We start from the raw sequence: 23027 nt of genomic DNA, 5'->3' as shown, positions 1-23027 counted from the left end.
GCGTTACTTTTTTAAAATCCTTAAGGTTTTGACCGTTTGGTTGGCTATATATATGCGCAGCACATAGGTAGCGGGACTCAAATGGGGTATGGCCACCTCAGTGGTCCTCCCAGAGATTCGCCCATCAAGGAGCGCCCTACCCCCTTGATCAAAAAGTTGATACCAGGCATGCTGATCTCTATAATTTTTTATTCCGATGGAAAAATCGTCCACCACGGGATTTGGATAGGTGACAATGTCAACCTCCCCCACATCTTGAAGCGCATGCCCTACAAGATCTTGGGCCTGTAAGGGCAAAGGCAGTTCATAGGACTGGCCCGCATCGGGCTCTTGGTCGGTGTCCGGCACTTCCCCTTCCTCAGGAGGGTCTACCATCACAGGTTCTGGTAGGGGACTCAAGGGAGGTGTCTGGGCATCTTCCCCTCCGCCTATCGGTTCTTCCGGCAAGGGTTCCATTGGCACTTCATCTACTATAGGATCAGGGGTTTCAACCGGGGCTTTGGGTAAGGTAGGGTTTTCCTTAGGACCTTCCTCTTCCCCTTCGTCTACCGGCGCTTCATCTACTATAGGGTCAGGAGCTTCAACTGGGGCTTCGGGTAAGGTGGGGTTTTCCTCAGGACCTTCCTCTTCCCCTTCGTTCACTGGCACTTCCGGTAAGGGCTCCGTTGGCACCTCATCTACTACAGGGTCAGGGGTTTCAATCGGGGTCTCGGGTAAGGTGGGGTTTTCCTCGGGATCCTCGACTTCCTCTTCATCGACTACCGTTTCTTCCTCCATCTCGGCCTGTTGTACGCCTTCACAAACCAATATACGGGGTGATTCAATTACACTATAAAAAATACTTCCAAGGGAATAGGCCACCGACCCACTGCCGGAAAGAGCATCACCTCCTGAAGCATTATAGATTACCATATTTTCGGATGTATTACTTTTATTCTGCTGACCTTGCACACAAGTATAGCCGAAAACCAATACTAAAAAGGGGACAATTTTTTTCATAAGTAGCGCTATCGTTGGGGACAAAGGCTACTTGTATACGTGAAATTACCTATTTTAGATTAAAAATTTATCCAAAAAAACAAGATCTGCAGAATTATCAATAATCGATGTAATGTATTATAATATCGATAAAATACACTTCTTTAAATTGTTTGACCCTTATCCCGTAAAACGTCATCAATCGGTATACGGGCCATTATGGTTTACATCTTTATCAGGGGCAGCGTTTTTTCAAATCGGTTCATTACGATAACTTTTAAAAAATAGGTAGACGCCCCTAAATCATCCATGGGTAATTTTGTTGTGGCCGTATGAATGCGTTCACTCTTTACAAGACTCCCCCTAGAATCGAACAATTCGTATCGGGCCGTTTCATTCCCATAGTCCAAAATATCGATCAATACATAATCGGTAGTAGGGTTCGGATAGGCCATCACCCTTAGCTCCGAAATATCTTTTAAGTCATTGCCTTTTTCTAACTTGGCCTGTTGTATACATTGAGACACCGTATTGTGCTGTGTTTCTATATTGGTATAAAAAATCGTCCCTACGGAATAGACCACAGAGCCTTTACTGCTACTGGCCTCTCCCCCCGACACGTTCAAGGAGGCCATGGCTGCGGACGAATTTTCGGGCTTTGCCACATTTTGTGCCTTGGCTACAACACAGAAAGCCAATACGATAAGGGAACTAAACACTTGTTTCATGCTGGGGAAACGACCGACAACAGCCTGTATTACAAACAAAGTCCTAATTTATTGTTGTTTTCGACCAACTGCACCACTCGCTTACCGTTTATCGATGTTTCCCTTCTATATCGGCATCCCCTTAACGGAAAGGACGGAAACAGAAACTTCATCTACATATTTTTTGGATCGCCCCTAAAATCGTACTTTTCAACTAGCTTTCTATGCAACGATTTTTATGAAAGAAGAACTGTTCACCGATTTTCAGGAAGTTTCCGCTAAAGCGTGGAAACAAAAGATCCAGTATGATCTTAAAGGGGCCGATTATAACGAAAAATTGGTTTGGGAATCTCCCGAAGGCATCAAGGTCAAACCCTTTTACCACGCCGACGACCGGACCACCGAACTTCTGCCCGTACCGACTCCCCCCAAAGCATGGAACATCGTACAACATATTAACGTCGACACGGCTACCTCCGCCAATGCAAGGGCCTTGCACGCCCTAAAAAACGGCGCCGACAGCATTCGCTTTAGCATTACTTCGGCCCCAGCCGACCTTAAAACCCTGTATCAAAACATAACCCTTGAACATACCGAGGTTACCCTTGATTTTCACGACCTTCCTCCGGATGCCGTATCATACTTGGGCACCCTACAAAGCGATCCATTGGCCCTGAATCTAGACCCTATTGGAAAATTGGCCCGCAGCGGTAACTGGTACCGTAGAATGAAAGACGATTTTGAGTTGCTCGATACCCTACTGCTCTCGCCTAAAGCCCACCCCCAAAAAAACACAATCAGCGTAGATGCCTCTCTTTACCAAAATGCAGGGGCGACCATGGTACAACAATTGGCCTACGCCCTGGCCCATGCCAATGAATACCTGAATCGCTACCCAAAGCTGACTTCCCTAAACCTTAAAGTGGCCGTTGGCGGGAATTATTTTTTCGAGATTGCGAAAATTCGGGCCTTGCGAAAGCTCTTCAATTTACTCGCCCCGGAATACAACAATAACCTGAATTGCCACATCGAAGCCTCTCCATCGCAACGGAACAAAACCCTCTACGATTACAATATGAACATGATACGGACCACCACCGAAGCCATGTCGGCCATATTGGGCGGGGCCGATGCCGTCAGTAGCCTGAACTACGACTTTATATATCACGACAACAACGAATTTGCCGAGCGCATGGCCCGCAACCAATTGCTTATCCTAAAAACGGAGAGCTATTTCAATTCGCTTGAAAAAGTAGCGGACGGCAGCTACTATATTGAAAGCCTTACCGACCAACTGGCGGAAAAAGCCTTGTTCCTCTTTAAAAACATAGAGGCGGGAGGCGGTTTTCTAAAACAACTGAAACAACATACCCTTCAAAAGAAAATCAAGGAAAGCGCCCAAAAGGAACAGCTCCGCTTCGATAATAAGCAAGAAGTATTGGTCGGCACCAATGCCTACACCAATCGCGAAGACCAAATGAAGTCCCAACTCCACCGGAATCCCTTTATGGCCCGGCGCGCACAAAAAACCTTGATCGAACCGATTATTCCGAAACGCTTGAGCGAAAAATTGGAACGCGAACGCCTAGAACAGGAAGGATGGCATGAACGTTCAAATCAGTAGATTGTGATTCAGATGAGAAAAGACATACAGCACATAGCATTTGAAAAAAAGGCGGCAGAGGCCCCCATCGGAAGCGATAGGGAGCAGCTGAACTTTGCAGCAGGCATCCCTCCTTATTTACGCGGCCCCTACAGTACCATGTACGTACAACGCCCATGGACGATCAGACAATATGCAGGTTTTTCATCGGCGGAAGAAAGCAACGCCTTTTACCGAAGGAACCTGAAGGCAGGCCAAAAAGGACTCTCCATTGCCTTTGACCTGGCTACCCACAGGGGATACGACAGTGACCACGAACGGGTGGTAGGCGATGTGGGAAAAGCTGGCGTGGCCATCGATACGGTAGAGGACATGAAAATTCTCTTCGATGGTATTCCCTTGAACGAAATGTCGGTCTCCATGACCATGAACGGGGCCGTATTGCCCATTATGGCCTTCTATATCGTTGCCGCCGAAGAACAAAGAGTGTCTTTACAGGAACTTACGGGCACCATACAAAACGATATCCTGAAGGAGTTTATGGTACGAAACACCTATATCTATCCGCCTTCGCCCTCCATGGAAATTATTGCCGATATCTTTCGCTATACCAGTGCGCATATGCCCAAGTTCAACAGCATTAGTATATCGGGCTACCACATGCACGAAGCGGGCGCCACCGCCGAACTTGAACTGGCCTATACCTTGGCCGACGGCCTGGAGTATATCCGAACAGGCCTTAAAGCGGGACTCGACATCGATAGTTTTGCGCCAAGGCTTTCCTTCTTCTGGGGTATCGGCATGAACCATTTTGCCGAAATCGCCAAGTTAAGGGCTGGCCGTATCCTTTGGGCCAAACTGGTAAAACAGTTCCATCCGAAAAACGAGAAATCGATGTCGCTCCGCACCCACTGCCAAACCAGTGGATGGAGCCTTACCGCACAAGACCCCTTCAACAATGTGGCCCGGACCACCATAGAGGCCCTGTCGGCCGTATTGGGCGGCACCCAAAGCCTGCACACCAACGCCTTGGACGAGGCCATTGCCCTTCCGACAGATTTTTCGGCCCGTATTGCCAGAAACACCCAGTTGTTCCTACGCGAAGAAACCAAAATCACTAAAACCGTAGACCCGTGGGCCGGTAGCCATTACCTGGAACAACTCACGGAAGAACTCAGCCACAAAGCCTGGGAACTGATCCAGGAAATAGAAGGTATGGGAGGGATGACCAAAGCCATAGAAACGGGCATTCCCAAATTACGCATCGAAGAGACGGCCGCTATAAAACAGGCCCGCATCGACAGTACCCGCGATATCATTGTCGGGGTCAACAAATACCTGACCGAAGATGACGACATGTTGCAGATTCTGGAAGTCGACAACCATGCCGTACGGAAAAAGCAACTCGAACGCCTACAGTCGGTAAAGCAAAACCGCAATAAGCAACAGGTAGAACAAGCCTTAGACCGACTTACAGCGGCGGCACGGCATATTGCGAATACATCACAAGGGCATAACACCCGTGAAAATTTATTAGCTTTAGCGGTAGATGCCGCAAGACATAGGGCTACCTTGGGCGAAATCAGCACGGCCCTAGAAAAGGTGTTCGGCAGATACAAGGCTAACATTCAATCGGTAACCGGCGTGTACTCAAAAGAAATAAGGGAAGACAAAAGCTTTAAACGGGCGCGTGAACTTTCAGACCGCTTTGCCGAACAAGACGGTAGGCGCCCCCGTATCTTGATTGCGAAAATGGGCCAAGACGGGCACGACCGCGGCGCCAAGGTCATAGCTACGGGCTATGCCGACCTGGGCTTCGACGTCGATATAGGCCCGCTCTTTCAAACCCCTGCCGAAGTGGCCAAGCAAGCCGTAGAAAACGATGTTCACATTTTGGGGGTTTCCTCTTTGGCTGGAGGCCATAAGACCTTGGTACCCGAGGTAATCTCCGAACTGAAATCCTATGGACGTGACGATATTATGGTCGTAGTGGGCGGCGTCATACCAAAACAAGATTATCCCTTTCTACTGGAAAGTGGTGCCATAGCCGTATTCGGACCCGGGACCAAAATTACCGAAGCCGCCCTACTTATTCTCGAAATCTTACTCGACGAAGACCCCTGAGTTCAAATCGGAACTGAAAATCAAACATTTTTACGACTACACTTCTTCCTACTAAAGAAGTGAAGGCCCCTACATTTTATATTATTGCATAATTTGTTGCATAAATGTCAAAATACAACAAATTTGTACTATTTATACTACAAATTTAACATATTTTAACTCCATCGGCTTAGATTTTGAAGTAAATTTAAAGATACAACCGCTCTACATGATGAAAAAATCATATTGACAAGGCTTAAACTCATATAAATCTACAACCCTAAGAATAGAATCAATGCTGGGAAAAAAACTAATAATCGCATCGACCCTACTATTCTTAATTACGTGTAGTATTATATGGTATCTTTCCGTTCAACGTATCAATTTATACGAAAAAAACATCACCCTTGTAGAGGAGATTACCACCGAAAACCGACTCAAGGATACCGAGTCCCGTCTTTATGAACTTTACAACATCAGTAAAAAGAACGTTATTTTTTTAAGGGACCTCATCGAACTCGATCTTAAAACGAACACCCCTATAGAAATCACCCAACAGAAACTGTCCCGTTTTCTCAATATCGACAACAATTATTTTCAAGTCCGCCTAATTGACCGTCGGGGGATGGAAATGATACGGATAGAGAATAAAAGCAATCCTGTCACCACCAACACCCAATACAAAGGTGATCGAGACTATTTTAAGAAGGCTTTGGCACTACCCAAGGGAAAAGTATACATTTCAGAAATTGAACTGAATGTAGAAAACCAAGAAGTGGAAGTTCCGCACAGACCTACCATCCGGTTTTTTACCCCAATTTATCTTCAGAACGAACTGAAGGGAATCGTAGGACTCAACCTTAATGCCACCCACTGGCTGGATAATTTTAAAGGTCAGAACATTAGTTTCTTAAACTCAAAAAACGAAGTCTTTCACAGTAGCGATAACGAAAAACCATACGAAACCCTTAAAACTGACCTTAGCAAAAAAAACTCCTTTGGCCATCCTTACTATCACGTACGTAAAATTAACCATGAAGGCAAGCACCTATGGACACTCTATACCAAGGTAAACCTTGCCTCTATACAAAATCAGCTATCGGCCTATAAAAAATCGACCTATATCACTTCGGCCATTTTAACCCTTGGCCTTATGATATTGTTGGGTATTGTTTATATACTCTATAAGAAGAACAAGCAAGTCAACGCCCTTAACAAGATCGTTACCCAACAACTCAACGAACGCGATACCCTATTAAAGGAAATACACCATCGGGTAAAAAACAATTTACAGGTCATTACCAGTCTCCTAAGCTTACAATCAAGCTTTATCAACGACGAAAAGATAAAGGCCCTGTTCAGGTACAGTCAATACCGCATCAACTCTATGGCCATTATACATGAAATGCTCTACAAATCAAACGACTTGAGCAGAATCGACTATGGCCGCTACGTCAACCAATTGGCTACGACCCTGATCGCCTCAATGAAAGGGCGAAATAAGGAAATCGATTTAAAGCTAGAAGCCGAAGAACTTCATTTGAACCTTGACACCTCCGTTCCACTCGGCCTCATGATCAATGAAATCATCACCAACTCGTTGAAGTACGGTTTTAAGAACAAAAACAAGGGCTTAATCACCATCAAATTCGAAAAGGCGCAATACCCCAACTACCTTTTGCATATCGGGGATAACGGAAGTGGTTTTTCAGAAACGGTGAACTTCAGGAACACCAAATCCTTGGGCCTAAAACTCATTCATATGCTGAGCCTGCAGTTAAAGGGCAACATAGAAAAAGACAATACCGAAGAGGGCACTCATTATATAATAACGTTTCAAGAAATTGAACAGATATCTTAACAGTATGACTACAAAAGTTCTAATAGTAGAAGACAACCTGATTATTCAAATGTTCATTGAACATATCATTACCAATGTGGGCAGCACCCATGTAAAGACCGCCGACAACGGTGAAGACGCGCTCTACATCATAGAGTCGTACATGCCCGACGTAGTGCTGCTAGACATCGGACTATCGGGAACGCTCAATGGCATTGAAACGGCTACGCTCATCAAGGAGAAATATAAAATACCTTTTGTGTATATTACGGGGAGCTCCGATTTCAACACCTTGGAAAGTGCCCGTAAGACCGGCCCGATCCACATTCTCAAAAAACCTATAGACGAATACGAATTGACTACTGAATTCGAAATTATTTGCCAAAAGCTGTACGAGTCAAAATTTGAAAGCTCAAAATAATCATACTCCCTTCTCGCTGAACCCCCATTATCAGGGCTAAAGTCCTCTTCCAAGCCCCTGTAGCTCCGTTGAAAAACACCCTATTTTTCAACAAAACCTTATTTTTACCCCCACCTGTCTTATTTTTTACGAAAATAAACTATCTTTGCACCGCTTTTGAAATGGTCGCGTAGCTCAGCTGGATAGAGCATCTGCCTTCTAAGCAGACGGTCCCAGGTTCGAATCCTGGCGCGATCACTTTAAATTAAAAACCACGTCCTTAGGGCGTGGTTCTTTGTTTTATGGAAAGATGCAAGACCACGGGTCTTGTCATCTTGGAATAAAATGAAGAACTAGAGCGATAGCTCGTGGTTTACAATTTGCAACATTGAGCGCCTAGGAACACCAAAGGTAATCCTGGCGCGATCACGACACTCAGAAAACCATGCTCCTATGAGCATGGTTCTTTGTTTTATGGAAAAACCAAAACGAAGTTTTAGGTTTTGGAAAAAAACAATGGACCAGGGCGACAGCCCATGGTTTTCTATTTGCACCATTGATAAAAAAGGAACACCGAAGGTAATCCTGGCGCGATCACGACACTCAGAAAACCATGCTCAAAAGTTAGGGATAAGGTTTGCTTAAGTGCTAGAATTTATTGATTTCATGTTACGAAACAAATAAACATTCTGCCCTTGCAAATATTTATTCAAGCATTACGTATATAAATTGATCGTAGTCCACCGCCAAGAAAATTACGCTTATATTTTCTGAAGGAGATTAAAAACCCGTATTTTGTTTTAAGTCAAGCCTTTCAGCCAATAAGCAAATGAGTAAACCAGCCGAATCAATCTTTTTATTTCAATTATGCATTTCTTATGTAAAATAGCCAACATAGGGGTCAATAGAATTACGTCGATTTTTTGGAATCAAAATTCTCCTATTCAAATTTTTATTCTCATTTTTTTGCTAATCACAAGCGCAATAAGGGCGCAGGACATCAAAATAGACAGCTTAAAGAAAGAATTGGCATTTCATACCAAAAAAGACACTGCAAAAGTTAATTTGTTAATCGAGCTTTCTAAAAGTTATTCTACAGCAGATATAAACCGATCCAACGAAAAAGCTCAAGAAGCCTATGATTTGGCCAAAGAGCTTAATTACAAAAAGGGAACTGCAAACAGTCTACTAAGATTAAGCAACAATGCCTTAAGAAACAATGAACGAGATAATGCCGAAAACTATACGCTTAAAGCCTTTGAAATATGTAAGGAACTGAAGGACCCGGATTGTATTTATGCTTCCTATACATCTTTGGGAAAAATAGCATACTTAAACGGTAAATTTGATAAGGCTGCCGACTTTTATAATACAGTACTTGAACTAAGCATTAAAAATGGTGACTCATTAGTTCAGGCAAATATGTATAATCAAATTGGAACCTCCAGGTACAGAAAAGGAAATTTTGATGAAGCTATCGACCTGTTTAAAAAGGCAGCTGATATAAGTGAACAATTAGGTGAGGAAAAATTAAACTTGGACATTTTAAACAACATTGGTGCTATTTGCCTTAATCAAGGTAGATATACAGAAGCCCTAACTTATTTTAACAAGTGTTTGAGCATACATATTGCAAATGATGAAAAGGAAGATATTGCCGTTTCTTCTTATAACATAAGTGCGGTTTATTATGAATTGAAACAGTACGACAAAACACTTGATCATCTAGATATTGCACTAAATATTTATAGGGAATTAGATGATAAGAAACAGATTTCCAGAACATTGATCAACAAGGGTGCGGTTTATGCAGATCTAAAAGATTTTGAAAACGCCCTGTTGTATATGACAAAATCTATAAACCTTAGCAAAGAAATCAATGATAAAACAGAATTAAGTGGGGGTTATTTTCAACTTGGGGATTTGTACTTTTTAATGGATCAACCTAAAAATGCTTTGAAACATTATAAAGCTTGTTTAGAGATAAGTGAATCGATTGAGGATAAGATCTATAGCTGCCATGCCCATATTGGATTGGCAAAAACTTATGTTTCGCTCAAAGATTATTCTAATGCTCTAATACACGCCGAGAACGGAAAAAAAATAGCAAATGAACTAGAACTTCTGCCTCAGCAAATATTGGTATACAAAACAATGGCAACCATATATAAAGCAAAGGGAAACTATAAAAAAGCCCTTGAAAGTCATCAGCAATTCAAATTATTGAACGACAGCCTTTTTAATAAGGAAAATATCGAAAAAATTGCCCAGTTGGAATACGAATACAAATACAAGCAGGCATTGGATTCTGCTAGTATACGCGAATTAAAACTTACCAAAACGGTAATGAGCACTTCACAAGACCTTGCAAAGACCAAACAAAATTACCTTTGGGCCGTTATCGGCATTTTGGTTATCTCTATCCTGTCAGGTTCTTTGGTGTTCTATCAAAAATACAAGAACGTTAAAGTAAAAAACCAAAATATTATTACCGAACAAAGGTTATTGCGCTCGCAAATGACTCCACATTTTATATTTAATTCGCTTTCAGTCTTGCAGGGCATGATCTTGAACAAAGAAGAGAAAAAATCAATTACCTATCTATCAAAGTTCTCGAAACTACTACGACTTGTTCTAGAAAATTCAAGGGACAAAATAGTTCCCCTCATTCAAGAATTGGATGCCATAGACAATTATATGATCTTACAAAATATGGATGCCAATTCACCTTATGACTATAGTTTGGTGGTGGACGAAAACATAAATATCAATCTCTTTTTGGTTCCTCCCATGCTCATTCAGCCCTTTATTGAGAATGCCATAGAACATGCATTTTCTACTAATCAAGAACATCGGGAAATAGAGGTTCACCTCTCTTTTAAGGACAAAAAACTAAGCTGTGCCATAACGGACAATGGTGTTGGAATAGATGCCATGCTCCAAAAAACAAATACCAAAAAGAAGTCGTTGGCCACCACCATTACCAGTGAGCGGCTAAACCTTTTGGCCAAAGATTTCAACATGCCAGGATCCGTATTTGTCGAGGATAGAAAAAAATATAATGAGCAAGGAACCAAAGTTACTTTGATCATTCCCTATAAAATAATAAAGAATTCATGAAAGCACTTATCGTTGAGGACAAAGCCTATATTAGAAAAGGCTTGATAAATCTTTTGGAAACGGTTGAAACCAATATAGAAATCATAGGTGAATGTGCTACGGTCAAGGAGGCCGTTGTGGTCGCGAATGCCTGTAAACCAGAATTGATATTTCTGGACATAAATCTCACAGACGGTACTGGATTCGACTTTCTTGACCAAACCGAGCACCTTAGCTTCAAAACCATATTCATTACCGCCTATGAAGAATATGCTTTGAAGGCACTTAAGGCTGGTGCCGTAGATTATCTTTTAAAACCTGTTGACGTTGAAGAATTGGATTTGGCCTTAAAAAAGATAAAGACCTTACCTATTACCGAACAAAAAAGACAAATAAATACGGTAAAAAAGGTTTGGTATCAAGATGATGCCACCTTGGTTCTTTCGCTTAGCGACAGTTTTCAGGTCATAAACCTGCAAGAATTATTGTACTGTGAATCCGACAAGGGATATACGACATTCTACTTGGCCAATAATAAAAAATACGTGGCTTCCAAACCATTAAAGGAATACGAGGAGAAACTTGAAAAAGTCAATTTCACCCGGCCCCACCAGTCTTTCATGGTAAACTTGAAATTCATAGACAAATACGATAAGTCGGGCATCATCTATTTAAAGAATGGTCAAAAAATTCCTGTTTCCTCCAGAAAAAAGGAAGCTTTTATAACGACTTTTTTGAAATACAATAGTCATTGAGAACTATTGCCCCAATGATCAAGATTACCGGAAATAGCTATCTCTCCAAAAACGCATATTTCCTTACTTCGCACGAATAATGATTCCCGGCTCGCGAAAATAGATTGGCTATTTCATAGGAAATGCCATTGCCCCATCTTTACCCTGACCAAACCATTTCTTACTTAAGTCCTCTTCGAAAATCACACTTTTCCAATGGTGCTTATCAAGAAATATTAAAATCAAATCTTAATGGAAAACATCAAATCCAAACTAGGCCAAAAAGGCCTTGTACTTGCAGCTATGGGCATAATTACTACCCTTTAGTCAATTCTAATTACAACATCAGATTACTTGCTTGGATAGATAGCTGGGGCAGTACCACGGGATGGGTGCTCAGGGTAGTATTGATTCTAGCAGGTGGCGCACTGTTTTTTCTATTTGGAAGAGCTGAAGAGTAATAGTCAATCAACATAAAAAAAGCATAAAAATGAAAATACAGTTGATAATTTTAATGATAGCGATAACACTGGTTTCCTGTGGAGGAGACACGGCAAAACTACCTGCCAACGCCGATGGCTTTGCGGGCATTGAGAAAGAACTGAAAAGTGAATTTGGGGATAGTGCCTACTATACGGATTTGACTATCATTTACAATGAATCCATCGGTAATAGCATTTCGACCACGGTAACCGATGCCCCTGAATCTTTAAAAATGGGGCAATGGACCTACTCGTTGGGCAATTGGAAGCAAACTTCCGAAGTAACCTTGGAAATACCAGAGGGTACCAAGGCGGCAGATTTTATGTTTCAATTGGGTGAAAAAATCAGCCTTGGGAAATTAGGAGAACTCGTTGAAAAATCGAGTGAGCAATTAAAGGCCGAGAAAGACATCGAGAACCCCCGACTTGAAATGGCTTTTGTCAAATACCCAAAGAACGGTGATTTGAGTGATGCCCAATACATCGTAAAACTGCAGCCTGAAAACGGGGGGACTTCTTTTACTTTTTCATACAAAATAGACGGTTCATTAATTAAAATGGACTACTAAAATCCGAACCTATTACTCAATTAAATTAATTTATTTAACCCAAACAATCATGAACAATAAACTTAAAACTATTTACTTGGCCGTAAGTGTACTTTTTCTAAGTGTTGCCTGCAACAATGATGATGATGGAGCTGTAACCGTAACACTGTCGGATTTAGAGGCAACCCTAGATGAAAATCCCCAAAAAGGTGATCTCGTGGGCACCGTACAAACCGATGTTTCCACCACAAATTTTAATATCGTCTCACAAGCACCTGCGGGAGCTTTGAGTATTGACGGTTCTACTGGTGAACTTACTGTAGCCAATGCGACCTTATTCGATTTCGAGACCCATCCTACGATTACGGCAACCGTTACCGCGGACAATGCTGAAAATTCGGCAAGCATTACCATAAACCTGAATAATGTGAATGAGGTTTCCGGTCAGAATTTAGAAGTGACCATAGATGAAAATCCTGCCGAAGGGCAAGTTATAGGCAGTCTACAGACCATTGGCAATGCTTCGGGCTTTGCCATCACGTCCCAGACACCGAGCGGCGCTATGGGTATTGATTTCAATTCGGGCGAACTTACCGTATTGGATGCTGCGCTATTCGACTTTGAAACCAATCCTGTACTGACAGCGACCGTTTCTATTGAAGATGCAGATAATCCGGTAACCGTTACGGTGAACCTTGAGAATGTAATTGAAGTAACGGCCCAAGACCTTACGGTCTCCATTGATGAAAATCCAACGGACGGACAGATTTTAGGAACGGTACAGGCCAACAGCAATAGTACTTTAGCGTTTTCATTTACCTCGCAATCACCCATGGGCGCCATGGCCATTGATGCCGCTACGGGAGAATTAACGGTAATTGACCCCAACCTATTCGATTTTGAGACCAACCCCGTGATTACAGCTGAAATTTCAGTGACAGATGGTGCGGAAACAGCTACGGCCACGGCCACCATCAATCTAAACGATGTAGACGAAGTATCTGCCACAAATACGGATTTGACCATAGATGAAAACCCTTCCAATGGCGATGTTGTGGGAACCATACAGGCCAGTGGTTCAAATGTAACCTATACCATTACGTTCCAGAATCCGGCTGGTGCATTTACGATAGATCAAAATACAGGTGAATTGTCCGTAGCGGATGAAACCCTTTTCGATTTTGAAACCAACCCCAATATGTTGGCCACCATTTCGGTAAGCAATGGTACCGAAACAGTTTCCGCCAATGCGTTCGTAGAACTTAATGACTTGAACGAGATTGGGGAATTCAAGTATGGTGGTGTTATTTTTTGGATAGACCCTACAAGTAACAATAGTGAAGGCTTGGTTTGTGCAATTTCAGGTCTAACCGTTAACGCCTGGGGTTGTTCAGGTATACTAACAGGGGCTTCTGGAAGTGGTATCGGAACAGGAGAAACCAATTCTGAGGCAATTATTGCCGCAGGTTGTATTCCATCTGCCGCATTAACTATTTCCAATTTGGATTGGAATGGTTATGATGATTGGTTTTTACCAAGTGTGGATGAATTCAATGAAATAGCGATAAACTACGACGATTACATTGCACCGACGATACTCGCCAATGGAGGAAGCGCCCTTTTTAGTACAGTATGGACTTCTACAGAAGTTAATGCAAATGATGCTTATATAGCTTTTTTAGGGGGTAGTGCTCCCATAGCCCTTCCTAAAAATACTGCAAATTTCATCGTATTGCCAATCCGGTCTTTTACCGACTTTTAAAAACAAAGTACCGCCACAGATGGTCAAAACCATCTGTGGTTTTTCATTTATAACCAAAATCATACAACCAATGGAGAACTTAATTCAAATAAAACAACCATACAATTCTTTAGAGGAACTCTATGAAGTCTTAAAAAAAGAATCCGGTTTTGAGTGTTCAAAAGAATATGATGTTTGGGAACATTGCACGGACAACAGCGGACAAATGGCACAATGTATTGTACTTAAAAAAGTGGCATGCACGCCGTTAAGTTACTTTTTGTGAATAAAAACACGGTGAAAGTAAACCATATCATTCCCAATAAACTAATGCACGCCTATTTCGGGAAAAGTGTAAAGGCTCGCAGAAGCATCTTAGAAGTGATCACTGGAGCCCTAAAACAGGCCGTCTTGGTAAAATCGCAGCAGCAAGCCTTTGAGGAATTGGAGGGCAAAATTAAAAGTTTAGCGGCCTAAAATTAATAATACAATGTAATCCAATTAATTACAAAACAATAATGGATAAAAACAACAAGTATTTTCCACCAATACATCCTAAAAAATCATCGACAAGGCAGGATGAAAAATGGGACGAGGCAGTAGCTCTTTTTAACAGTAAACAATATAACGAGGTAGTGCCTACCCTATTGGATTATGTCGGGAATCATCTTTCCGGCAAAAAAAAAGGTGACACCTACGAAATACCCCATGGGTCGGTAGTGGTATCCATTACTCAAACAACTGATGAACTGTTGATCAAATGTCCTTTTTTGAACATAAAAAATGCCAAAAAAGTACCCATGATGCGAAAATTGGCGGAACTCAGAATGTATCCGCTCAATTTGACCAATATAGTCTTGGACAATCATTTGGTGTATTTTTCTTTTTCATGTCCAATAAGTCTTTGTGAACCGTACAAAATCTATGGGGTGCTTCGGGAAATATGCTATTACGCAGATAGCTATGACGACGAGTTTATAGAAAAATTTGGTGCAGCCCACATACAAGAGCCAAAAACAAGCCCTTTTCCAGAAAACAGCAAACAGGAAGCTTACGATAATTATCTAAAAATTTTGGGGGATGGCCTACAACGATTTGACCGATACATGGAAAAACGGCATGGAAACAATGCATGGTACACCTTGAACATCACCTTAAAAAAGATAGAGTTTCATGCAGAGCCCCAAGGGTATGTACGTACCCTATTGGAAAAGGCGATAGACGGACTTTTTGATGGTAGGCTACCATTTCATGACCGATTGCTGAATGGAAAATCGGCCTTGGAAAAATTGAAAGAACTCCCTAAGGAGCAATTCATGGCCGACCTCTATCAGACAGAAACCTTTATTCCCTATAAATACAGCGGAAAAAAGGAAAACATCAGAGAAAATTGGCAAGAAAATTATGAAGAAGCGCAGGAAATGATCGCCAACTCCAGATTCGAGGATGCTTCCAATCTTATACAGTCCTGTTTTTACAATATGTTCTTTTACAATTTGGTGAACGAAGAAATCAGCAAACCCATCACCGACGCCCTATCACAAGCCAGTGATTTGCCATGGAGCCAAGCGGCTCCCATCCTTTTAAAGGGCATGCAAGCCATCATGGAAGATACGTTTATGGATGCCGATTACGGTATGGACCTTACAAAACTGATGGGCGAACAAATGCAGCAATCCATGGCGGCCATGCAAAAGATCATGGCAAACTTTAAAATCAATTAAGCAAGGAATCATGAAGAATATAGAAAGTTCGGTATTTAAGATAAATACCGCAAACGGAACGGGCACAGGTTTTTACAACAAAAAAAATGATATTATCATCACAAACTACCACGTGGTGGCGGGTTGTCATACCGTTAGCCTGGAAGGGAAAGATAAAAACAGGTACTTGACCCAAGTGCTTTATGTAAATCCGGGAAAGGACATTGCGTTTTTGCGAGCTAACGACCTTCCAAAACCTATTGAAACGGTGGTAATTGAACATCGGACAGAATCAAAATCAAGAGACAAGGTGATTGTCTTGGGCTATCCTTACGGTATGCCATTTACGGTTACCGAAGGTATTGTTTCAAATCCACGCCAAAGTATAGGAGGTAACTATTATATTCAAACGGACGCCGCCATCAATCCAGGAAATAGCGGTGGGCCGGTAATCAATGAAAAAGGGGAGTTAATGGGGATTGTGACCTCAAAATTTTCCGACGCCGACAACATGGGTTTTGCCATTCCCATGGAAACCCTTCGGGAAGAATTAACGATAGTCAATGATATGTCGGATGCCTTTACCCTTGGTTGTTCCAACTGTGGGGGACTTATTGAAGAAAAGACCGATTACTGCCCCAATTGTGGCACACTTGTAGACGAAAAGTTATTCGAAGAAATGGAACTTTCCGATTTCAGTCTAAAGGTCGAGGAAGCCATATCCAAACTGGATATCAATCCCATTTTGGCAAGGTCGGGCAGGGAGCGTTGGTATTTTCACCAAGGCAGTGCAGAGATACGCATATTCGTTTATGACAACAATTATCTATTCGCTACCTCTCCCCTAAACGACTTGCCCCGTAAAAATCTGGCCGAGATTTATGAGTACATCCTAACCGCGGATATGGGCCCGCATCGATTGTCTATTTCCGATAATCAGATCTACTTATCGTATCGCATCCATATCAGCGATTTGTATTCCGACCATAAAAACGAAATTCTGGAATGTCTGGCCCAGCTTGCCACCAAAGCCGATGAACTGGACAATACATTTGTAAACGATTTTGGAGCGGAAATGACACATTATAGCAAATAGTGCTTCGAAAGCCAAAAATTATTACTTGAAACAGGTAAACCTGAAAGGATCAATGGATCCACAATATAATATTTCACAGCATGGCACATTCTTAATAAAGTTTAGTGCTATGCTGTTCATTGCCCTATTATTTGTTTCATGTAAAGCATTAGTGCCAACTTCTGGAGAAAAAGTAGTTTTTAAGACATTGGATTCCGTAATGTATCCATTTCAAGAAATCACGAATGGGAATGGTTCAAAATCAGTTTCTGATTTGCTTGAAGAAAAAGAAATCGTGCTTTTAGACGATTGGAGAAAGTCAACATCAATTTTAGCAAATTTTATTCAAGCGGAATGCGCGGGCTGCTCCAACCGAACAGCGGACCTAAAACCTCTTTATAAAGCAGAAAAAGGAAAGTTCATCCATTTTGGAATTCAAAACGAGATGGGTGTTGAAAATTGGGTTTTTAAGAAAAACGGACGATTTATGACCCGTTTTTATATGTTTCAAGGCGAAACACAAGAAAAAATCAACGAAGAACTAAAGGACTTTCGAAATATAGACTACGTGTTGGAAAGTGTTTATCCAATCGAAATCAATACTAAAAATGCTTACCTGGAACATGTATCATATGCTCATGGTTTAGATGCCGACAATCAATGGTACAAAACCATATATCCAACAAAAATCAGCTATGCTATAGACTTAAAGAAAAAAAATCCCGTTTTAAGATTTATGTTCAAAGGTGGATTGTACTCGTATCAAAAACCTAATAAAAATGGGCAAAATCAAATCATCAACTTTGTGGAGCCCTCTTTTTACGCAAATGCTGTAACTATTGATGAGCCTCAATCCTATTCTTCCCTTACCGATGCCTTTTATGCCAATGCTACCTTTTTCTTGTTCTTTTTGGAGGAAGATGCCCAAGTTTCAATCCGTATGAAGTCAAAGATAAAGGGTATGGATTTCCGTTTCTCCGTGCTAGAAAACAATGGTTTTTTCACCATGGAAGAATACCTCAACAAAAAGGGAAAATTGCATGGTCAATATCGAGAAAAATTAAAGAAGGGAGGGTACTTGATCCGGGTTGCACATCAGAGTGCAGATTTCATGCAAAACCCATTGTATACCGTTGAGATAGATAAAGTAAATGTTCATTTTCCTAATAATCCAAAAAGCCATTGAGCCATTTTAATATCAAAAATAAGCCAACGTTGTGTTCATACTAGTCATTACCATACTGGTTATTGTAGCAATTCTGCTATTGATCCTTGCCTTTAGGTTTTTCAAGTGGACCTTAAAAAGCAAAAGACGGGTTCAGGCAGTTTTGGCCGTGTTGGTATTTGGTGCGACGGGACTGGTAATCCACCACTTCTTCTTTAAGGATATGCGGTTTATTCAGTCAAACGTATATCCCAATTTGTATTTGGTAAAATATCCGGATAAAGATTATTCCGTAGTACAGAAGGCCATACAAGAAAAAATAAAGGTGCACCTACGGACAGAGCATAAAACCGGAAAACCACTTTCGTATACCGGCGAAAATGGGATTCATTTTTATGAATACGGGGGAACGACATTTGGTTTTATTGGGGAAGCTGGCACGGGCTATTTTATTGACCATGAAGAAGATTTTGGGGGCTTTGTAAGCGAAGAACTGGGTATGTACCGGGATTACCGCATGGCAGAGTTTTATTATGACCCATGCCTAAATGATTCAACCTTATACTGTGGCGAAATCAATTATTTCAAAGAAGGTAAATTCTTCAAAGCCGATAGCCTAAAGAATATTTTTTCCAATGGTATTTATCCTAAAACAAAACGTGTAAAATGAAGTTTCAATTTGTATTTCTAGCACTCTTATTACTGTCTTGTGGCCAGGAGAACAAGCGCGTTGAAAAAGAGCAAAAAGCTAAAGATTCGGTGAATGCCCTCTTTATGGAAGCTTCAGAAAACTTAAACGTGGACGAATGGGAAGCTCCAGCTGAGACTCAAGAAAAAAGTCCAATGGAAATCAGCATCCTAAACCTGTATAAATCCATGGAAGATAAGGATGAAGAAGAATTTCTACGGCAGTTTCCTCAAGATTTTGAACAGTTTCAAAGCTATTTTGGCTGGGATACACCAAATGACGCTCCCCATGAACTTTACGAACACAGTGTACATTATATCGAATACTTGTTTTATCTGCTGCGAACCAACAAATACCCTAGTTATGAAAAAAACATTATCCGTATTTGTGAGAACGGACAATGGGAAGCAGATGGGGTCAACTACTTTCAACATCATGTGCTAAACTATTTAAGGGAATACAAAAAATATTACCTGATAAACGAGCTAAGTAACGAAAAGGCAAAATCGGTGCTATTCTTTCTCTTTGACGGGCCACATCCAAAATTTGATGCTGATTTTGCATCCCATTTAACTACTTCGAAAAAACAGATTTTAGAAGATTTATTTGAAACAGCGTTTTTTGATGACAATGAAAATCCGGACCCATTTCCAGATGACCGAACCAATGGCACCTACACCTTATCGGATTACATGGAAAACGAGCACTTTTTTATCAGGGATATTGACATCAACAACGATGGCATAGTCGATAAAATAGTAAGTGCAGGGCCTTATCAAGGAGACGAACTATTGCTCTTTACAAATGAAGGGAAAGCATACCAATTCGCTTTAAAAACCACCAATTTTTCTGAAGATGGAGGCAATCAAATTGTTGATGTGGTCGCAGAACCCGATGGCTTTTTCATTAAAACTGCCTTTCCTGATGGCGGACTAAACGAGGCCAACCATCACATAGCCTTTAAAAAGAATAGTTGGATACTGACCAATTCGGTCTACAGAACCCGAAGCAGCAATCAAAAAGATGCTTTTATCTATGTATGCGATGTAGCGCAAGGACTAAATATGGCCGACACCCATTTTTTTGAGAAACTAAAGGGGATGCCCGATGAAGTTGAAAAAAACACTGTTTGCACGAAAGAAATGTTATAGATGCGAATTTTAAAATACATATTGGCCTATCTATTTTGGACGCTGTTGTCGTTGTTCATAGGCATTGGCTATATGCGTTTGGTCTTAGGAGCCAATACGGTAAGCGAAGAAGGATTGGGCTATTTGCTACATCTATTTTATGATATAGGGATGATTCAAGTTGGTCTGTGGGTTGGGAGCGCCATTGCATTATGCTTCGTGTTGTTAGATATTTTTTACCTACGAAAGAAACTAAAAAACAACCCGAAAAGGACGGTTATCCGTTTGGCAGTACTGCTAATGATTACTGTACTCGTTTCCATAGTGCATTATTTACTCGAAAAAGTCATTGACGTAATATAGTATAAGAAACTAAAAACAGTGGATTTATATAAACCATAAACGGCATTAAATGAAAATTCAATATCACATAGCCTTACTAGTACTTACAATCTCCTGTGGCCAAGGCCCCAAAACGAATAAAGAACCGGAGATCGAAACCCAAGGCGCCGTTGAAATCATTGAAACGGCTTTGGACACCTTACCTAAGAGCGTGCATTTAGATTTTGCCGAAGTAATTGCCAACAGCCAAACTAAAAAATTGCCACACATCGAAGACACGAATTTTGACAGTTTTATCGATGAAGATGATTATGATGAAGTAGATGCCAAAGCTTTGAAACTGGACCAAATCTATCCTGATTTTAATTCGGAAGGTCATAATTACAGGGCAATCACCATCTATAAGATACCTGTGAATACAAATTTTCACACCATTGTTGCAACCATTCAACACGGGGACCATGAAATGGAGACGATTATAATCAATTATGATACGGAGGGGAACATCATAGATCACAAACAAGTAGCTTTCGATGAAATAGCCGAAGGCATGTCCAGGACAGTCTCCCGAATTAGCGAAAGCAAACTAACGGTAAACAAAATATTTTGGGGCAACACCAAAGAAGTAGAAGAAATTCAATATGAAATTCGGGGTAATGGCACCATTATAAAAATAGATGCCAAAAAATTGAACGATTCCTTTAAAAATTTTGCGCTGATCAATGGCGTTTTAACGGACCTGAATTTGGATTGGATGCAAACAAAGACCGATTTAATTGCCACTAGAGTAAATCCAGAAAACCCAGATGAAAGCATTGTGGTCATCCCAGAAGTCGTGGATGAAGGCGAACAGTATTTTGATCTCAACAGCCACATTGTTATTGCGGACAACCGTTCTGGAAAAATAATGAACAAGTACTTTGAAAGTCACCAGACCAACCAATGGATTTCTGATGCCATTGAGTTAAACGAAATTCAGATTGCCCCAAATTTATTTGAGATTACTGAAAATAAAGTGGCTTTCGGCTTGTACGTTTCCTACTTCGGACACTCAAGGGTCAATCCATACCAAAATAAAACACTGTCCCTTTTCATGAAATCAAAAGATAGTTTGACCAAGGTGCTTGCCAATTATACCGTTGCCATGAATCGTGGAGAATGGGATGGGGATTGTGACGGAAGATTTAAAGATGAAGAAAAAGCGGTGGTGATGAGCACTAAGAAGACCAATGACCATTTTGATATTCTAATAAACAACAAGATAACCGAAACCAAGATATTTAAAGATAATGATGGGGAATGCCAAACAGAAAAATTCTTTCATGTTAAAAACAATGTCTTGAAATTCAATGGAAGTACGTATACCGAACATGATTCTGGGGCCATTTTATTTTCCGAGTACGATCCAGAAAAATTGGAGGACATTCACATAGACAGATTTAATGTAGATCACGCCTATCAGTTGGAGGCATTCAGAATAGCAGCAGGAAACTATAAACCAGAAAACGGACGAACCGTAGCCCCAGATACCGAAACGGATTGGGGCGACCGCCTTTTAATGTTGGATGCATCCAACAAAATAGTATACCGATCAAAAGGTATAGGTGATGCCTATCTATTTGAGCCCCATTTTTATAAAAGCAACGCATCGGACAAAGTCATTATTATTTGTCAAATGGCATTTGAATATCCCTTTGGAGGTGAGGCTTTTATTCTTGAAAACGGAAACCTGAAGTCTATGGGAACCCTTGACATTGAACCCTATGATGAAAATTTGGATAATTATTTGACAGATGTTTTAGAGATAAATGAAATAGAAGGTAGCCTTGTTTTCGCCCTCAAATCTGAAGAAGTGATTCTAAAGCCTGGTTCAGAAGACACGCTTAGGACCAACAAAAATGTCATTTACGTGTATCAAAACAATGAATTGGCGTTGAAAACAAATTGGAAATGAATTTTAGGGACATAGCATTTTTGATGGCATTCTTTTTGGTTCAGGTGTTTTACGCCCAAAGTGAACCTATGCTGTCGGAGCTGCCCGCCAAGGGAAGGTCGATGCAAAATATAATCCCGACCAATTATAAAATTTTGTCAAAAGCTTCAGGAGATCTAAACGGAGACGGTTATAAAGACATCGTATTTGCGATCGAAAGTCCCATAGAGAAAAAATATATCTACAGAGACGGTTCAGATAGCGATACGCTACACATTAACCCGAGGGTATTGGGTATCTACTTTGGCAAACGCAATGGAAAATTCAAAAAAGTACTTCAATCCAACGCGTTTATCATTAACCAAAATACACCCACGATGGAAGAACCTTTTAAAGGGCTTCAAATTCTTCCAAATGGAGATTTGCAAATTGAGTTTTATATATGGCCATGTCGCGAATGTACCACATGGTCTTCCCACGAATACATTTTCAGGTTTCAAAATAGAGCTTTTGAATTGGTCGAATATAAGAAAGGTGTCGTCCAAAGGGTATCGGGCGATGAAATGAACTATAGCATCGATTTTCAAAATAAAACACTGAAAATCACAACCGAAACCCGCAATGAAGACGATGAGCGTGAATATGAGGAAACCTTAAAAAAATTTGAGTTAGACCACTTAAAAACAATCCAGTCTTTAGGTAAACCCTTTGAGTGGGAATTTCAACAGTTACGCATATAACCATTTAAAAAAAGTA

Annotated in this window: 20 protein-coding genes and 1 tRNA gene; 18 read left to right on the top strand and 3 right to left on the bottom strand. The window is 41.0% G+C overall.

Going from position 1 to position 23027, the window contains the following annotated elements:
• Nucleotides 1–3: 3 nt before the first annotated feature.
• From BW980_RS04260 to BW980_RS22890, 3 genes are all read right to left on the bottom strand, one after another.
• Nucleotides 4–999, bottom strand: a complete 996-nt coding sequence (locus BW980_RS04260; RefSeq protein ID WP_076453657.1) for a T9SS type A sorting domain-containing protein — start codon at nucleotides 997–999, stop codon at nucleotides 4–6.
• 203 nt (nucleotides 1000–1202) lie between these two features.
• Complete coding sequence (locus BW980_RS04255; RefSeq protein WP_076453656.1) at nucleotides 1203–1706, bottom strand: T9SS type A sorting domain-containing protein; 504 nt, start codon at nucleotides 1704–1706, stop codon at nucleotides 1203–1205.
• Nucleotides 1707–1735: 29 nt separating this feature from the next.
• Nucleotides 1736–1858, bottom strand: coding sequence for a hypothetical protein (locus tag BW980_RS22890; protein WP_262508135.1), 123 nt, complete (start codon nucleotides 1856–1858; stop codon nucleotides 1736–1738).
• Nucleotides 1859–1923: 65 nt separating this feature from the next.
• Here BW980_RS22890 and BW980_RS04250 point away from each other — a divergent pair, with 65 nt between their 5' ends.
• The 18 genes from BW980_RS04250 to BW980_RS04160 all read left to right on the top strand — a co-directional run bounded on the left by BW980_RS04250 (nucleotide 1924) and on the right by BW980_RS04160 (nucleotide 23011).
• Nucleotides 1924–3309, top strand: coding sequence for a methylmalonyl-CoA mutase subunit beta (locus BW980_RS04250; protein WP_076453655.1), 1386 nt, complete (start codon nucleotides 1924–1926; stop codon nucleotides 3307–3309).
• Between the two features lie 12 nt (nucleotides 3310–3321).
• A complete protein-coding gene (gene scpA, locus BW980_RS04245) occupies nucleotides 3322–5412 on the top strand; it encodes a methylmalonyl-CoA mutase (protein ID WP_076453654.1) in 2091 nt (696 codons plus the stop codon).
• Between the two features lie 274 nt (nucleotides 5413–5686).
• On the top strand, nucleotides 5687–7252 hold the full coding sequence (locus BW980_RS04240; protein WP_076453653.1) for a sensor histidine kinase: 1566 nt from the start codon (nucleotides 5687–5689) through the stop codon (nucleotides 7250–7252).
• 4 nt (nucleotides 7253–7256) lie between these two features.
• Nucleotides 7257–7652 (top strand): response regulator, encoded by a 396-nt coding sequence (locus BW980_RS04235; RefSeq protein WP_076453652.1) that lies wholly within the window; start codon nucleotides 7257–7259, stop codon nucleotides 7650–7652.
• 163 nt (nucleotides 7653–7815) lie between these two features.
• Nucleotides 7816–7889 (top strand) — tRNA-Arg (locus BW980_RS04230).
• A 708-nt stretch (nucleotides 7890–8597) separates the two neighbouring features.
• A complete protein-coding gene (locus BW980_RS04225; RefSeq protein ID WP_175609842.1) occupies nucleotides 8598–10751 on the top strand; it encodes a tetratricopeptide repeat protein in 2154 nt (717 codons plus the stop codon).
• Nucleotides 10748–11485, top strand: a complete 738-nt coding sequence (locus BW980_RS04220) for a LytR/AlgR family response regulator transcription factor (RefSeq protein ID WP_076453651.1) — start codon at nucleotides 10748–10750, stop codon at nucleotides 11483–11485. Before BW980_RS04225 ends, BW980_RS04220 begins: the two co-directional genes overlap by 4 nt.
• 469 nt (nucleotides 11486–11954) lie before the next feature.
• Nucleotides 11955–12515: a hypothetical protein gene (locus BW980_RS04210; protein WP_139327580.1), complete on the top strand. Its 561-nt coding sequence runs from the start codon at nucleotides 11955–11957 to the stop codon at nucleotides 12513–12515.
• Nucleotides 12516–12564: 49 nt separating this feature from the next.
• Entirely contained in the window at nucleotides 12565–14256 is a 1692-nt protein-coding gene (locus tag BW980_RS04205) for a hypothetical protein (protein ID WP_076453649.1), read from the top strand.
• A gap of 237 nt (nucleotides 14257–14493) precedes the next feature.
• The gene (locus BW980_RS22760; protein ID WP_245799936.1) at nucleotides 14494–14712 is read left to right on the top strand and encodes a hypothetical protein; all 219 of its coding nucleotides are present in this window, start codon (nucleotides 14494–14496) and stop codon (nucleotides 14710–14712) included.
• Nucleotides 14713–14753: 41 nt separating this feature from the next.
• Nucleotides 14754–15959: a type III secretion system chaperone family protein gene (locus BW980_RS04195; protein WP_076453648.1), complete on the top strand. Its 1206-nt coding sequence runs from the start codon at nucleotides 14754–14756 to the stop codon at nucleotides 15957–15959.
• Between the two features lie 10 nt (nucleotides 15960–15969).
• Nucleotides 15970–17034, top strand: a complete 1065-nt coding sequence (locus tag BW980_RS04190) for a trypsin-like peptidase domain-containing protein (RefSeq protein ID WP_076453647.1) — start codon at nucleotides 15970–15972, stop codon at nucleotides 17032–17034.
• Nucleotides 17035–17059: 25 nt separating this feature from the next.
• Nucleotides 17060–18199 (top strand): hypothetical protein, encoded by a 1140-nt coding sequence (locus tag BW980_RS04185; RefSeq protein ID WP_139327579.1) that lies wholly within the window; start codon nucleotides 17060–17062, stop codon nucleotides 18197–18199.
• Between the two features lie 31 nt (nucleotides 18200–18230).
• Nucleotides 18231–18848 (top strand): hypothetical protein, encoded by a 618-nt coding sequence (locus BW980_RS04180; RefSeq protein ID WP_076453645.1) that lies wholly within the window; start codon nucleotides 18231–18233, stop codon nucleotides 18846–18848.
• Nucleotides 18845–20017: a hypothetical protein gene (locus tag BW980_RS04175; RefSeq protein ID WP_076453644.1), complete on the top strand. Its 1173-nt coding sequence runs from the start codon at nucleotides 18845–18847 to the stop codon at nucleotides 20015–20017. Before BW980_RS04180 ends, BW980_RS04175 begins: the two co-directional genes overlap by 4 nt.
• A complete protein-coding gene (locus BW980_RS04170) occupies nucleotides 20018–20359 on the top strand; it encodes a hypothetical protein (protein WP_076453643.1) in 342 nt (113 codons plus the stop codon).
• Nucleotides 20360–20408: 49 nt separating this feature from the next.
• Nucleotides 20409–22292 carry a PA3715 family protein gene (locus BW980_RS04165; protein WP_076453642.1) on the top strand — a complete coding sequence of 628 codons (1884 nt, stop codon included), beginning with the start codon at nucleotides 20409–20411 and terminating at the stop codon, nucleotides 22290–22292.
• Nucleotides 22289–23011, top strand: coding sequence for a hypothetical protein (locus BW980_RS04160; protein WP_076453641.1), 723 nt, complete (start codon nucleotides 22289–22291; stop codon nucleotides 23009–23011). Before BW980_RS04165 ends, BW980_RS04160 begins: the two co-directional genes overlap by 4 nt.
• The last annotated feature ends 16 nt before the right edge of the window (nucleotides 23012–23027 follow it).

The organism is Zobellia uliginosa, assembly GCF_900156625.1.
Classification (GTDB): domain Bacteria; phylum Bacteroidota; class Bacteroidia; order Flavobacteriales; family Flavobacteriaceae; genus Zobellia; species Zobellia uliginosa.
This window is presented reverse-complemented; position numbering and strand designations above follow the sequence as displayed.